This is a genomic window from Bizionia sp. M204 (genome assembly GCF_023205095.1).
Taxonomy (GTDB): Bacteria; Bacteroidota; Bacteroidia; order Flavobacteriales; family Flavobacteriaceae; genus Algorimicrobium; species Algorimicrobium hallyeonense.
Genome location: NZ_CP046242.1, coordinates 63,596 through 78,574, shown reverse-complemented (window position 1 = coordinate 78,574; position 14,979 = coordinate 63,596). Strand labels below are relative to the sequence as shown.

15 protein-coding genes are annotated in these 14,979 nt (G+C 33.9%); 10 read left to right on the top strand and 5 right to left on the bottom strand.

Going from position 1 to position 14,979, the window contains the following annotated elements; genetic code table 11:
* Nucleotides 1–55: 55 nt before the first annotated feature.
* On the bottom strand, nt 56–490 hold the full coding sequence (locus GMA17_RS00350; RefSeq protein WP_248397877.1) for an exosortase F system-associated protein: 435 nt from the start codon (nt 488–490) through the stop codon (nt 56–58).
* Nucleotides 487–1,035, bottom strand: a complete 549-nt coding sequence (xrtF, locus tag GMA17_RS00345) for an exosortase family protein XrtF (protein WP_248397874.1) — start codon at nt 1,033–1,035, stop codon at nt 487–489. Before xrtF ends, GMA17_RS00350 begins: the two co-directional genes overlap by 4 nt.
* A gap of 94 nt (nt 1,036–1,129) precedes the next feature.
* On the opposite strand from xrtF, the gene GMA17_RS00340 reads away from it, so the two are divergent.
* The 8 genes from GMA17_RS00340 to GMA17_RS00305 all read left to right on the top strand — a co-directional run bounded on the left by GMA17_RS00340 (nt 1,130) and on the right by GMA17_RS00305 (nt 9,990).
* The gene (locus GMA17_RS00340; RefSeq protein WP_248397872.1) at nt 1,130–1,585 is read left to right on the top strand and encodes a GAF domain-containing protein; all 456 of its coding nucleotides are present in this window, start codon (nt 1,130–1,132) and stop codon (nt 1,583–1,585) included.
* A 112-nt stretch (nt 1,586–1,697) separates the two neighbouring features.
* Nucleotides 1,698–3,230 carry a bifunctional phosphoribosylaminoimidazolecarboxamide formyltransferase/IMP cyclohydrolase gene (purH, locus tag GMA17_RS00335; protein WP_248397869.1) on the top strand — a complete coding sequence of 511 codons (1,533 nt, stop codon included), beginning with the start codon at nt 1,698–1,700 and terminating at the stop codon, nt 3,228–3,230.
* Between the two features lie 159 nt (nt 3,231–3,389).
* Entirely contained in the window at nt 3,390–4,418 is a 1,029-nt protein-coding gene (locus GMA17_RS00330) for a rod shape-determining protein (RefSeq protein ID WP_248397866.1), read from the top strand.
* Between the two features lie 11 nt (nt 4,419–4,429).
* Nucleotides 4,430–5,254, top strand: a complete 825-nt coding sequence (mreC, locus tag GMA17_RS00325) for a rod shape-determining protein MreC (RefSeq protein ID WP_248397864.1) — start codon at nt 4,430–4,432, stop codon at nt 5,252–5,254.
* Nucleotides 5,247–5,750 (top strand): rod shape-determining protein MreD, encoded by a 504-nt coding sequence (gene mreD, locus GMA17_RS00320; protein ID WP_248397861.1) that lies wholly within the window; start codon nt 5,247–5,249, stop codon nt 5,748–5,750. The genes mreC and mreD overlap by 8 nt, the downstream gene beginning before the upstream one ends.
* Nucleotides 5,750–7,681 carry a penicillin-binding protein 2 gene (gene mrdA / locus GMA17_RS00315; RefSeq protein WP_248397858.1) on the top strand — a complete coding sequence of 644 codons (1,932 nt, stop codon included), beginning with the start codon at nt 5,750–5,752 and terminating at the stop codon, nt 7,679–7,681. Before mreD ends, mrdA begins: the two co-directional genes overlap by 1 nt.
* Before the next feature lie 5 nt (nt 7,682–7,686).
* Nucleotides 7,687–8,964, top strand: coding sequence for a rod shape-determining protein RodA (rodA, locus tag GMA17_RS00310; protein ID WP_248397855.1), 1,278 nt, complete (start codon nt 7,687–7,689; stop codon nt 8,962–8,964).
* Between the two features lie 228 nt (nt 8,965–9,192).
* Nucleotides 9,193–9,990 carry a neuromedin U gene (locus GMA17_RS00305; RefSeq protein WP_248397853.1) on the top strand — a complete coding sequence of 266 codons (798 nt, stop codon included), beginning with the start codon at nt 9,193–9,195 and terminating at the stop codon, nt 9,988–9,990.
* 132 nt (nt 9,991–10,122) lie between these two features.
* Here GMA17_RS00305 and gldC read toward each other — a convergent pair whose 3' ends face one another.
* Together gldC and gldB are read right to left on the bottom strand one after the other, a co-directional pair.
* Nucleotides 10,123–10,455, bottom strand: a complete 333-nt coding sequence (gene gldC / locus GMA17_RS00300) for a gliding motility protein GldC (RefSeq protein WP_248397850.1) — start codon at nt 10,453–10,455, stop codon at nt 10,123–10,125.
* On the bottom strand, nt 10,448–11,413 hold the full coding sequence (gene gldB, locus GMA17_RS00295; RefSeq protein WP_248397848.1) for a gliding motility lipoprotein GldB: 966 nt from the start codon (nt 11,411–11,413) through the stop codon (nt 10,448–10,450). The genes gldC and gldB overlap by 8 nt, the downstream gene beginning before the upstream one ends.
* A 93-nt stretch (nt 11,414–11,506) precedes the next feature.
* Between gldB and nadE the strand changes: the two genes are divergently transcribed.
* Both nadE and GMA17_RS00285 read left to right on the top strand, forming a co-directional pair.
* Complete coding sequence (gene nadE / locus GMA17_RS00290) at nt 11,507–12,295, top strand: NAD(+) synthase (RefSeq protein ID WP_248397845.1); 789 nt, start codon at nt 11,507–11,509, stop codon at nt 12,293–12,295.
* Nucleotides 12,296–12,388: 93 nt separating this feature from the next.
* The gene (locus GMA17_RS00285) at nt 12,389–13,015 is read left to right on the top strand and encodes a response regulator transcription factor (RefSeq protein WP_248397842.1); all 627 of its coding nucleotides are present in this window, start codon (nt 12,389–12,391) and stop codon (nt 13,013–13,015) included.
* Here GMA17_RS00285 and dnaG read toward each other — a convergent pair.
* Nucleotides 13,010–14,971 carry a DNA primase gene (gene dnaG / locus GMA17_RS00280; RefSeq protein WP_248397839.1) on the bottom strand — a complete coding sequence of 654 codons (1,962 nt, stop codon included), beginning with the start codon at nt 14,969–14,971 and terminating at the stop codon, nt 13,010–13,012. The genes GMA17_RS00285 and dnaG overlap by 6 nt on opposite strands.
* Nucleotides 14,972–14,979 lie beyond the last annotated feature (8 nt).

The window sequence follows — 14,979 nt, the reverse complement described above, 5'->3', positions numbered from 1 at the left end:
AATTGTGCTGCAAATTTACAATAAATGTGTTTGATAAAATAATTTTTAAGCTTGATTAATGCGCGGTATTCTTCTTATGATAGAAAAAAGCCGGAATAAGAAGTAAAAGAATAAGTGGCTGAATTAAAAAGCGTCGCGTATTAAAAAACAAATAATAATCCTCTTGTTTCGGATTGATTACAAAATACAAAAACAATAAAATAAGAATCAGATAAGCAGCACCATAAATTAATAACGAAAATTTAAGCACGCTGACATCTTTAAAAATGGCAAATAAAATACCTAGAGACAGAACCGTATTCAATAGAAAACGCAAACTGGTAAAAGCGGTGAGCTTAAACACTTCACGTCTTGGTGAATCAATATAAAGATAATCGTTTTGAAAAAATGCTAAAAACGGATCGTAAAACAACTGTTGCTCAAATACACGGATTAACACTAACAGTGTAGCTAAAACTCCAATAGTTAAATAAGTTAATGCTTTACTCATTTGTTGGAAGCTATTTTTGAAAATCGGTTAACCCAAACTACCCAAAGCAAACACACCATACCATAAATAATGGCAGGAAAAATAACGGTATGCAAAATATCTTTTCGCCATGGATAATGGAATAACCCAACTGAAAGTATCACCACACGAAATAAATTAACAACATAAATCAAAACGCTTCCAGCTAAAAGGTAAATAATAGTTGTTTTAAAACGACCTGAAAACGCTAGAATAAATGCCATAAACAGAATGATAACACTTACGGAATTACAGCCTTCAATAACACGTGCTACATATTTCTCATTGATAAAAAGTTTCATGGACGCTTCATCTGGATGTGGCAACACCTGCGCCTCATAACCCAATGTTTGCAGCAAATCCGCACTTTGTTGCGCCACAATATGTGTCATATAATCCGGATAATAAACCGCACCGGTTGATAATTGCAAATAAAATTTATACCCAAACGTCATAACCGCATAAACCAACAAAAACGTGAGTATAAATCTAATAACCGATTTGTATTTTTGAAGTAGTTTTTTCACGCTAAAATTTTAGTCATTTCGTTGTTAAAGTTATACAAATTGACACGTATAAATCATTGCAATTTAAATACTTTTGCGGAAACTTAAAAAACTAATGACACTCCAAGAATTAAAACCTGCTGTAACTGAAATTATTCAACAAACAGAAACATCTGTAGATGACAGACTATTAGCTATTTGTGCTTTACTTGAAAAAGAAATACCCTATTATAATTGGGTTGGTTTTTATTTTAAAAATGGTGATAAAAACGAATTAAAATTAGGCCCTTATGTTGGTGAACCTACAGATCATACCATTATTCCGTTTGGAAAAGGTATTTGTGGTCAAGTTGCTATTAGTAATCAGAACTTTGTGGTTCCCGATGTGTCTGCTCAAGATAATTATATTGCGTGCAGCCTAACCGTAAAGGCTGAAATTGTAGTCCCTATTTTTGTAAATAGTCAGAATATTGGACAAATTGATATCGATTCCAATACACCCGATCCGTTTACAGAAATGGATGAACGCTTTTTGGAGTTTGTTTGCAAAAAAGTTGCTACAATTTTATAACTGTTAATAACTTCCTTTTTAAGTTGAAAAACAGTTGTGTTTTAAACCAAAACACAACCACTTTTTTTAATGTAATTCCCTACTTTTGCAGGCATAAAACAACACAACACACATGAGTACAACTAAAACTATTAAATCGGCATTAATTTCTGTTTTCAGTAAAGACGGGTTAGCGCCAATTGTAAAAACATTACACCAACAAAACGTTACGATATACTCCACAGGAGGAACCGAAAAATTCATTAAGGATCTAGGCATTCCTGTCGTTCCTGTTGAAGATGTAACCTCCTACCCATCTATTTTGGGAGGTCGCGTAAAAACATTACACCCAAAAGTTTTTGGCGGTATTTTAAACAGACAAAATAATACAAGTGATGTTGCAGAATTGGCTGAATTTAATATTCCGCAAATAGATCTAGTCATTGTAGATTTATATCCCTTTGAAAAAACGGTAGCTTCAGGTGCCGACACACAAGATATTATTGAAAAGATTGATATTGGTGGTATTTCACTTATCCGCGCTGCAGCTAAAAATTATGCCGATGTAGTTTGCGTGGCTTCTGTAAATGATTATAAGGAATTTTTAGAGTTACTTGAAACTCAAAAAGGAGAAACAACGGAAGCAGACAGAAAACGTTTTGCAGCAAAATCCTTCAATGTATCATCTCATTACGATTCGGCTATTTTTAATTATTTCAACCAAGATCATGAGATTGCCAGTTTTAAATTAAGCGAAAACAATGGTCAAGTTTTGCGTTATGGCGAAAACCCACACCAAAAAGGATTTTTCTTCGGCAATTTTGACGCTATGTTTACCAAGCTTCATGGCAAAGAATTAAGCTACAACAACTTATTAGATGTAGATGCAGCTGTAAATTTAATGAATGAATTTAAAGGTGAAGCGCCAACGTTTGCTATTTTAAAACACAATAACGCCTGTGGTTTTGCGCAAAGAAATACCGTAAAACAAGCGTATACAGATGCTTTAGCTGGAGACCCTGTTTCGGCATTTGGAGGCATTTTAATCTGCAATACGGAAATTGACCAAGCAACGGCAACTGAAATCCATAGTTTATTTTGCGAAGTGGTTATTGCACCTTCTTTTTCTGAATCTGCTTTAGAAATTTTAAAAGGTAAAAAGAACCGTATTTTATTAACGCAAAACGATATTGAACTTCCAAAAACTATTGTGAGAACCTGTTTAAATGGTGTTTTAGTTCAAGAACGCGATAGTTTAACAGACACTATTGAGAATTTAACCTATGCCACTAACAATAAACCAAGCGAAAGTGAGTTAGAAGATTTAATATTTGCATCTAAAATTTGTAAGCACACTAAATCTAACACCATCGTTTTAGCAAAAAATAAGCAATTATGCGCTAGTGGAACCGGACAAACCAGTCGTGTGGACGCTTTAAATCAAGCTATTCACAAGGCACAATCTTTTAATTTCGATTTAAAAGGTGCGGTTATGGCAAGTGATGCTTTTTTCCCATTCCCTGATTGTGTTGAAATTGCCGATAATGCAGGAATTTCAGCGGTCATTCAACCAGGTGGTTCTATAAAGGATCAGTTAAGTGTGGATTATTGTAATGAAAATAATGTGTCCATGGTTATGACAGGAACACGTCATTTTAAACATTAGTATTTTTATGAAAGTGAAAATCAGTATTGCTTTCAACGAAATTTCAAATAAAAACAGATATAAAAATCATCCAATAAGTAAACCACAGATAATAATTGCAATACTTTTATTACATTTACAAGATTTGATTAACAACCCTCAAATAAACGACTTAAGCACATGGGATTTTTTGACTTCTTAACTGAAGAAATTGCAATAGATTTAGGTACTGCAAACACCCTTATTATTCATAATGACAAGGTGGTTGTGGATAGTCCGTCTATTGTTGCACGTGATAGAATTTCTGGAAAAATAATTGCCGTTGGAAAAGAAGCCAGCATGATGCAAGGAAAAACTCATGAAAACATTAAAACTATTAGGCCATTAAAAGATGGTGTAATTGCAGATTTTGATGCCAGTGAGCAAATGATTAGTCTGTTTATAAAAAATATCCCTGCCCTTAAGAAAAAATTATTCCCACCATCCTTGCGTATGGTAGTTTGTATTCCTTCGGGGATTACAGAAGTAGAAATGCGTGCGGTTAAGGAATCTTGTGAGCGTGTTAACGGTAAAGAAGTATACTTAATTCATGAACCTATGGCAGCCGCTATTGGTATTGGAGTAGATATTATGCAACCCAAAGGAAACATGATTGTAGATATAGGTGGTGGTACTACCGAAATTGCCGTAATTGCTTTGGGTGGTATTGTTTGTGACAAATCGGTTAAAATTGCTGGTGATGTTTTCACCAATGACATAATTTATTACATGCGTACACAACATAATTTATATGTGGGTGAACGTACTGCCGAAAAGATAAAAATTCAAATTGGTGCTGCTACCGAAGATTTAGAATTACCTCCAGAAGACATGAGTGTTCAAGGTCGTGATTTACTAACAGGTAAACCAAAACAAGTTCAAATTTCCTACCGTGAAATTGCTAAAGCGCTTGATAAATCTATTTTGCGTATTGAAGATGCTGTTATGGAAACACTATCTCAAACGCCCCCAGAATTAGCTGCCGATATTTATAATACAGGTATTTATTTAGCTGGTGGTGGTTCTATGCTTCGCGGATTAGATAAGCGTTTATCACAGAAAACGGATTTACCAGTGTACATTGCTGAAGATCCTTTACGTGCAGTAGTTCGGGGAACAGGTATCACGCTTAAAAATTTATCAAAGTTTAAAAGCGTCTTGATAAAATAGCATACTAACTCATGCAACAAATCATTAAATTCTTTTTAAGAAACAAAACTTTTTTGTTGTATTTGCTGTTGCTTTTTATTGCCGTTATTTTTACAATTCAATCGCATTCTTATCATAAAAGTAAGTTTATAAATTCGGCTAATTTTGTTACGGGAGGTGTTTATAATTCCGTAAATAACTTAACCGTATATTTCAATTTAGAATCGCAAAATCAACTTTTACAAGAAGAAAATGCGCGTTTAAATTCTGTTTTACACACACCACACGATACTATTAATTCTAGTTTTATATCCGATAGTATTTATTCGGGTGTTAATTATAAGTTTACAACGGCGCGTGTAATAAAAAATAGTTATTCAGTAAAAAACAATGTCTTACTTATTAATCGCGGAAAACGCGACAGCATTCAACAGGATTTCGGGGTTATTACACCAAATGGAATTTTAGGAATAGTAGATCAAACCAGTAATAAGTTCGCAACGGTTTTATCCATATTAAATACTAATATTAAAATTAGTGCTCAATTAAAAAACTCCAATCATTTTGGGTCATTAATGTGGGACACCAAATCACCTCATGTTGTGCAGTTAAATGAAATTTCTAAAATTGCACCCTTAAAAAAAGGCGATACTATTGTAACTTCGGGCCGTTCGGTAATTTTTCCAAAAGGAATTCCCGTTGGAACGATTCAAGATTTTAGACTAGATGTAGCCGAAAATTTCTATACCATAGACGTCCAGCTTTTTAATGACATGACCGATATTGAATATGTGTACATTATAGAAAATGTTGATAAGCCTGAAATAAACAGTTTACTAAAACCTAGCAATGAATAATAACGTCCTTTTATATAGCGTTCAGTTTATTGTGCTTGTGTTGGCGCAAGTTTTGGTGTTTAACCATATTAACTTTTTAGGGTCAATAAATCCGTATATATATGTTATTTTTATCTTGTTATTTCCTGTAAACAATAACCGACTTGTTTTTCTTTTATTAAGTTTTGCACTAGGATTAACAATAGATATGTTTTCAGATTCTGGAGGCGTTCATGCAGCTGCAGCAGTAACTATAGCTTTTATAAGACCTGTTGTACTTAAATTCTGTTTTGGCTCTGTTTATGAGCATCACACTATTAAGTTTAAAAATGTAGATTTTGGAGCCAAAGTCATTTATTTTATCATTTTAACTTTCATTCACCACTTCATTCTATTCGCTTTAGAAATATTTAACTTTAATGATATAATTTTGGTGCTTCAAAAAACGTTATTTTCAAGTATATTCACTATTATACTGTGTTTAATAACAACCATTTTATTCAGTAGGAAAACTTAATGCGACAATTTTTACTCTTTTTTATTATCATTATTGTAGGCTTTACTTTTATTGGTAGGCTATTCTATTTGCAGATATATTCAGCAGAAGCGCATGATATCCTAAATGACAATGCTATCCGTAAAGTATACGATTACCCCAAACGTGGCTTTGTTTATGATAGAAATAACAAACTTTTAGTAGGCAATCAACCATCCTATGATGTGATGGTTATTCCTCGTGACGTAAAACCTTTAGATACAACCGAATTTTGTTCACTTTTAAAAATAACCAAGGAACAATTTTTAAAAACCTATAAACGTGCTTATAATTATTCGCCTAGATTACCCTCTGTTTTTATAGCCCATTTATCTAAAGAGGATTATGCGGTTTTACAGGAGAAAATGCGAAAATACGAAGGATTCTATATCCAAAAACGATTGCTTCGTGATTATCAAACAACGGTTGGAGCCAATGTTTTAGGCTTTATTGCTGAAGCGACACCAAGCCAGATTGAAAAGAATCCGTACTATATTATGGGCGATTTAATTGGAAAACAAGGTGTAGAATTATCTTATGAAGAAGAGTTGCGTGGTGTTAAAGGTATTAAATTCATCCAAAAAGACCGTTTCAATCGGGACATTGGTCCCTATCAAGACGGAAAACACGATACCATACCCAAACAAGGTAAAGACATTACCATTACTATTGACCAACGATTACAGGAATATGGCGAATTACTCATGTCCAATAAGCGTGGTGGAATTGTTGCTTTAGAACCAAAAACAGGTGAAATTTTAGCTTTGGTATCAGCGCCTTCATATGATCCAAATTTATTGGTTGGTCGAAAACGTTCTAGAAATTACACCAGATTATATAATGACAGTATCCACTTACCTTTAATAGATAAAGGACTTTTGCGCGTTCACGAACCTGGTTCACCTTTTAAGGCTATTGTAGCCTTAACCGCTTTACAAGAAGGTGTAATTACACCGCAAACCAATGTGTTTTGCTCTGGTGTTTATCATTATGGTCGTCGTGGCACTATGGGTTGCCACTGTGGTGGAGGGAATCGCGATTTAATTTCTGGAATTTCTAAATCTTGTAACTCCTATTTCGCCACTATTTTCAGACGCAGTTTGGATATTGTTCCTAATTCTAGCAAAGCTATGGATATCTGGAGCGAGCATGTAAAAAGCTTTGGATTGGGACAGTTTTTAGGTACCGATTTACCTATTGGAAAAAAAGGAAATATCCCAGATGGTGCGTATTATGACAAATGGTACCCTGATTTTAATTGGGGCGCAACAACTATTATTTCAAACTCCATTGGTCAAGGTGAAATTTTAGTCACACCTGTACATTTAGCAAATATGACAGCTGCTATAGCCAATCGAGGGTTTTATTACACACCACATATCATTAAACATATTGAAGGTCAAAAATTAGATCCGAAATTTACCACACCAAACTATACAACAATTGATAAAAAACATTTTGAACCTGTAGTAGAGGGCTTATTTGACGTATATGAAAACAACGGAACAGCACGTTCACTCCGCGTTCCAGGTATTGAAATTTGTGGAAAAACGGGAACGGCTGAAAATTTCGCCATCATTGAAGGCAAACGCACACAATTAACAGATCATTCCTTATTTATAGCATTCGCACCTAAAGATGACCCTAAAATTGCCATTGCTGTTTTTGTGGAAAATGGCCATTACGGTTCTACTTATGCAGGAAAAATTGCCAGCTTAATGATTGAAAAATATATTAATGAAACTATTACAAGAACCGATTTACAAGATTGGATTTTAACCTATAGTTTGGAACATGAATATTTGAAACCATATTCTGGCGCGCCGTTTAAAATTAATAGGCAATCCACTTTTCAACCAATTCCACCAGAAGAAGTAGAAAAATTAAAAAGCAAATTACACACCAGTAATTAATACTAATGGCAAGAGAAACAAATAAATATTTCAAGTTTGACTGGATTACCATCGTTTTATTTATGATGTTGGTTGGCTTTGGTTGGATGAACATCCTTTCGGCTTCTCATATTGGTGATACTATAGATTATTTTGATTTTTCACAACCTTACGGTAAGCAGCTCATTTTTATAATACTAACGTTTTTTCTTATCGTTTTAATTTTATCTATTGAAGCCAAATTTTATGAACGGTTTTCAAGTGTTATTTACCTGATAAGCATGCTATCTCTTATTGGGTTGTTTCTCTTTGGGAAAAAAGTAAATGGCGCTATTTCATGGTATGGTATTGGTGGTATGACTATTCAACCTAGTGAGTTTGCTAAAGCAGCCACAGCTTTAGCGGTTGCCAAATATGTTAGTGATTTAAATACCGACATTAAGACCTTTAAAGATCAAATACGCCTTTGCATTATAATAGCACTTCCTGCTATTTTAGTACTCATGCAAAACGATGCTGGAAGCACACTTGTTTACACCTCTTTTTTCTTTGTTTTATACAGAGAAGGCTTACCAAAAATTTACTTATCTATTGTTGTAGTTTTGGCATTTATATCTATAGCCGCTTTAAAATTTGGCATTGTAATTACTATTATAGCTTCGGCTGTTTTAATATTTGCATTTCATTTTTTAAGAAAACGACGACCATCGGTATTACAGCCATTAGCCATGCTTAGTGCGGCCGCTATTATCTCTTTTTCAATAAACTTTTTTTATACAAATATTTTACAAGCGCATCAAAAGGATCGGATTAGTTTATGGCTTCGGTTAGAGAAGGATCCGGTAAAAATTCAAGAAATGCAACGTGACATCCTGTATAATCTCTATGAATCTGAAAAAGCTATTAGCTCTGGTGGTTGGAAAGGGAAAGGCTATTTAGAAGGCACACGAACCACGGGAAAATTTGTTCCCGAACAACATACCGATTATATATTTAGTACTGTTGGCGAAGAGTGGGGTTTTGCTGGAACCACCTTTGTTGTTTTAGTGTTTGTGCTTCTATTATTACGGATTCTGCATTTGGCAGAACTCCAAAAATCGCAATTTAGTCGTGTTTACGGGTATAGCGTTGCCTCCATAATATTCTTTCATTTCATGATTAATATAGGCATGGTAATGGGCCTAATTCCTACCATAGGTATCCCACTACCCTTTTTTAGTTATGGTGGCTCCGGACTTTGGGGGTTTACTATTTTGCTATTTATTTTTATTAAGCTAGATTCTAATCGGATTAATGAGTGGTAAGCATACCTGATGGAATTTGCATCGTAAATCTATAGGTTCATTTTATAAGATATTCTTCATCTAGAAACGTATTAAATTTACTAATTTATAAAAAAACATAATTAATTTTATATTTAAATATATGAATATCAATTTATTAAAATTTATTTTTCTATATTTATAATACTCTCTGATTACTTATAGCGTAAGTCAATAAATCCAATTCAGTATTAATTTAAAAATACAGGTATGAAAAAATTTACACTAATGCTATGTTTTTGGTTATTTCTACTTTCTGTTTACGCTCAAGAAAAGTTCGGTTCTGATGATTATAATTCCGATCTCACAAGTCTTGAGTACAAAATACAAAGTCCAATTGCCAATTTGGCGGTTATTCCACTTCATTATAATCTTTCTATTTCTAATGAGAATATGAATGTTTTAAAATTACAAACCACAATTCCTACGGCAATATCCCAAAAATGGCTCCTTATAAATAACGTTAAAATACCAGTGATAAATGCGCCTTCAATTAGAGGTTATTCAAATGGTTTTGGAAATATCCAAATTATGTCCGTCATAACACCTTCAAAAATCAGCAATTTTACTTGGGGATTTGGCCCCGCTATTCTGTTTCCATCGATAAATAAATCTTTAGGGTTTGATAAGCTTTCTGTAAGTCCAACAGTTGTCATTATAAAACAAGCAAATACTTTTACCTACGGGGTTAGACTACAAAACTTTCTGTCGATTGCGGGAAATAGTAATACAGAAAAGGTTAATTTTTTGAATTCTGAAATTATACTATCAAAGAATTTAAAAAACGGTTGGTATGTCTATTCTAGCCCCAATATTACTGCAAACTGGAATGCGGAGAGCAATAAGCAATGGACTATTCCATTAGGAGCTGGAGTAGGAAAATTAATTACCCAAAACCGCTATTTACCACTTAATTTAAAGGGGAGTGTTTATAAATATGTTGCACATTCTTTGGATGCTGATTGGTTGATTCAAGTAGAAGCCAGCTTTATTATAAATTCGAAGTAGTACGCGACGCGTGATGCGTTTTCTTCATTGCAATTCAAATATAAGCATGTTCCCAAGTTTTTCCGTTAAAATGAAAAACGAATGTTTTTCTAAATGATTATCAGGTAACAACAAGCTGTTTAAAACGTTTTCTTATTTCTTTAACTCTAATTTTTCTGCAAAATAATCGCAAAAATCCTTCATAGTTGCGGTCATTTTCTCATCTTGAGTAGCCCGATTAAACGTATCACTCATAGCAACTAAAGTTTGATGAAAAAACAATTTCATTTCGTCTACAGGCATATCTTTAGTCCACAAATCTATACGCAATGTTTCTTGGTTTTTACTGTCCCAAACAGACAGTAGCATTGCTTTTGCTTCTTCATTATCTATACCTCCATCTTGGGCTGTCCATGTTAAATGTTCGGGCACACGATTTTCATCTAATTCAACTGTTAGCTCTATCGTTGATTTCAAATTAGCCATTATCTTTTGGTTTATATTTACTATTATTAAAAATTTCTAAAGGTTCTGCTGTTAACATACTTTTTATAGTTACGTCATTATTCGCCATATAGGATTTAACTATTTGCCAGCCTATAAATTGACCAACTCTACCTGGTGACTCATTATCAACTTGCTCTAAATAAAACTTGGAAAAAGGCGCAGGATTAATAAATCTGGATGGTAATTTGGCATTGGTATCATACAGCAATTCTTCGCCAATAAAATAATTCCAAATAAACCATTCGTTCTCAACTGCCCATTCTAATTGCGTTTCTGTGTAGCCTATTTTATCAGCATCTGAAACAAAGGGAATCATCATGTCTTTAAAATACAGCTGTTTACCATAATAAATCATTTCGTCCAACAGGGTTTTTCTCGCGGTTTGATAGGCCTGTTTTTCAGCATAAGCTGCAGCCAAATCTACCACCATTTGATTCCTTTCAAAATTAGCTTTTAGATAGGTTGAAATTCCATCATAAAACTTATGATCCTTCCCCAAATAGGTATCGATAGAAATTAACACCAAGGTATCTGTTACAATTACTTTGTTTCTATAATCTACAGATGATGTGGTTGTAATAACGCGCGGTATTCTAAATTCTGGGAAATAGTATTTTACATGCTGAAAAAGTCTGATAATGTCATCTTTCTCTTGACTGAAATCATCAAAAATCTGACTACTTTCTGTCATTAATTGTTGTTGCAAAGTATCTTGCATTCGTGCCTCCCAAAACTCATCAGGATACTGCTTTGGAAACATAAATGGAAAAGCAGCTTTAAGTTTTGGCAATTCATCAGGGGTTGCATTTCCAAAAGCTTTATCAAAACGTTCTACTGTAAAATCAACCTCTATCTTTTCTATATCCTGTTCAACTTGACTTTCTTGTTGGCAAGAAAAGAGGCAGAAAACTAAAAGGAAACTTACTAAATACTTCATAAAAAACTTATAGGGTGTTAATTTTTATTAGTCCAACGATTGCCATATTTTTGTGAGGCAAAGGTACATCACTTTGTTTAAAAAATCCATTAAATGCAAACAGAAAAAATTATCGATTATATTGTAACATGGCTTACCAATTATGCTACAAACGCTAAAGTTAATGGTTTTGTTGTGGGTATTTCAGGTGGAATAGATTCGGCAGTGACCTCAACCCTTTGTGCCAAAACAGGATTGGATGTTTTGTGTATTGAAATGCCAATCCATCAAGCACAAAGTCACGTATCGCGTGGACAAGAGCACATAGCCTTTCTTAAAAAAAACTATCCAAACGTACGCGATACCCAAACCGATTTAACGCCCGTTTTTGAAGAATTTAAAACCGAAGTTTCTTTAGAAGGCAATCAAGACATTGTAGATATGGCTCTTGCAAATACGCGCGCACGACTGCGCATGACGACCTTGTACTATTATGCTGGACTGCAAAAATTATTGGTTGCAGGTACTGGAAATAAAGTTGAAGATTTTGGCGTTGGTTTTTACACCAAGTATGGTGATGGTGGTGTGGATTTAAGCCCCATTGCCGATTTAATGAAATCTGAAGTTTATACTATAGGTGAATTTTTAAACGTACCCGCTTCCATTATGAAGGCAGCACCAAGTGATGGATTATTTGGCGATTCCCGAAGTGATGAAGACCAAATTGGCGCCTCCTATCCCGAGTTAGAATGGGCTATGAACATGGATGAAGCCGGAAGAAACGAAACTGAATTTGATGGACGGAAGCACACAGTTTTCAAAATATATAAACGCCTGAACAATGCTAATAAGCATAAAATGAATCCAATACCAATTTGTGAAATTCCAAATAATTTAAAATAATAATTAAAAATGTATCAGATATTTCCTATCTTTATGATATACTTTCAACAAATAGCAACGCCTCATTAGTATTAATTTTATAATTTAATAATTATGATCAAATTGTTGGTGGTAGATAATCACCCTATTGTTAGAAAAGGGCTCGAACTATTATTTGTAACATCACCACAGATTCAAGTTGTAGGAGGTGTCAATAATGGAGAAGCTATTTTTGACTTCCTAAAACAACACCCTGTTGATATTATTTTAAGTGAAATAGATTTACCAAAACTAAATGGTATTACGGCTTTGCGACGTTTACGGAAAGAATTCCCGAAAGTTAAAACCATCATGTTCAGTGCACAACCAGAAGAAATTTATGCCATAAATACTATTAAATCTGGTGCTGAAGGCTACCTGATGAAGAGTGTAGATATCATGACAATTAAAGAAGCTATTTTAAAGGTTCATGACGGAAGTGTTTATTTAAGCAATGATATTGCCGAGCAAATGTCCTCAAAAAAACGCGGTTCTAGATCGGGCAGTTATTACAAAAAACTCTCCATGCGGGAGATTGAAGTTTTAAAACTATTAGCTTCAGGCCGTAAAAACAAAGAAATAGCGCAAGAATTGGACATTAATGAAAAAACCGTGAGTACTTATAAAGCACGACTCATGAAAAAATTAAATGTCAGTAATATTGTTGATTTAATTAGTCGCGCTAAATTATTAGAGCTATAAAACGCGATTAAGTTTTCTTGAAAGCAGCATTTTTAAACTCGAATAATCCTTGACTTCTTCTAATATGTTTCGGTTTGTTTCCTGCTTATTACTTAACGTTTCTTGTTGAAATTCACGCACTTTTAAATCTATTAAATAGCAGCGTAAGCTTAAAATAGTTTCACTAACTAATTGTGCAATAGTCGTGTTTTTAGCTTTAGGGAAAATATTTTTACGTTCCCAATCAGACAATGAATGACGCTCGTCTTCCATTAAAATTGTAGTGATTTCTGACGCCATTAAAGGTTCAACTGTATTGACTATGTTCTCAATCTGTAAATCTGGGTTTTGATTTAAACTTTCAATAATGGTATAATATAAGTCCTTGAAGGTGTCATTGGTAAATTGCATTTCATCTTCCTGTAAGTCTAAATATATTTTTTCAAACACTTTAGCTTGATGCTTTACAGGTTCTAAAACCAATTCATTCGTATCGTTTTCCTTCAGAATTAAATCTTCAAAATCTTCCGTTTTATTCCCATAAAGTAAGAGTATTTGAATAATTTTCCGTTCTAATTCATATTGAACATCCACTTTTTTAGCAGACTGTTGTTCATTCTTAATAACATCAAAAGCTTTTTGCTCTTGCTTAAGCTGTTTATTAGTTTCTTGGGTTTCCTTTTTCGTTATTTGTGCCAAAGTGCTAAACAAAACCGATTCACTGATGTCCATTATTCTGGCACATTCCTGAATGTAAATCTCCGTTTTTATCCGATCTGGAATTTTTGCAATACTGTTTACAATATCACGGATGGTTTCGGCCTTTTTTATAGGGTCGTTTTTTGCTTCTTTTACCAAAAGCGAGGCTTTAAACTGAATAAAATCTTGGGCTTTATCTTCTAAATACGTGGTAATTTCCTCCAATGTATTTTGTTTGGCAAAACTATCTGGATCATCACCAGCAGGAAACGTACAAATCTTAACATTCATACCTTGTTCCAAAATTAAATCAATACCTCGCAAGGAAGCCCGTAAGCCTGCAGCATCACCATCAAATAAGACGGTTATGTTTTTGGTAAGCCTATTTATTAATCGAATTTGCTCTGGCGATAAAGCCGTTCCAGATGAAGACACAACATTTTTAATACCACGTTGATGAAACTGAATAACATCCGTATACCCTTCTACCAAATAACAATTATCCTCTTTGGCAATACTTTGCTTGGCGTGAAAAATACCATATAACACTTTACTTTTGTGGTACAAATCACTTTCTGGCGAGTTTAAATATTTGGCTGCTTTTTTATCACTGGTTAAAATACGGCCTCCAAATCCTAAAACGCGACCACTCATACTCTGAATAGGAAACATTACGCGACCCTTAAATCGATCGAATTGTTTTTCGCCTTTTACAATGGTTAAACCCGTTTTTTCTAAAAACTCTAATTGATAACCTTTTTTTAAAGCGTCGTCTGTAAAAGCCTGCCATTCATCTAAAGAATAGCCTAAATTGAAGGTTTTAATGGTCTCTTCTGTAAAACCACGTTCCTTAAAATAACTTAATCCTATGGCTTTTCCTTGATCTGTTTTATGTAAGATGTTTTGAAAATACTTGCTCGCATATTCGCTTACTAAATACAAACTTTCTCGCGCATCAGCCTGTTCCTTTTCCTCATTAGATTGCTGCGTTTCTTCAATTTCAATATTGTATTTATTCGCTAAATATTTTATAGCTTCCGGATAGGTAAAATGTTCATGTTCCATTAAGAAAGCAACGGCATTTCCGCCTTTCCCACTTGAAAAATCTTTCCAAATTTGTTTTACTGGCGACACCATAAAACTTGGTGAACGTTCATCACTAAACGGACTTAAACCTTTGTAGTTACTACCCGATTTTTTCAATTGTACAAAATCGCCAATAACCTCCTCTACACGAGAAGTTTCAAATACTTGATCTATGGTGGATTTTGAAATCAAAAAGAAAG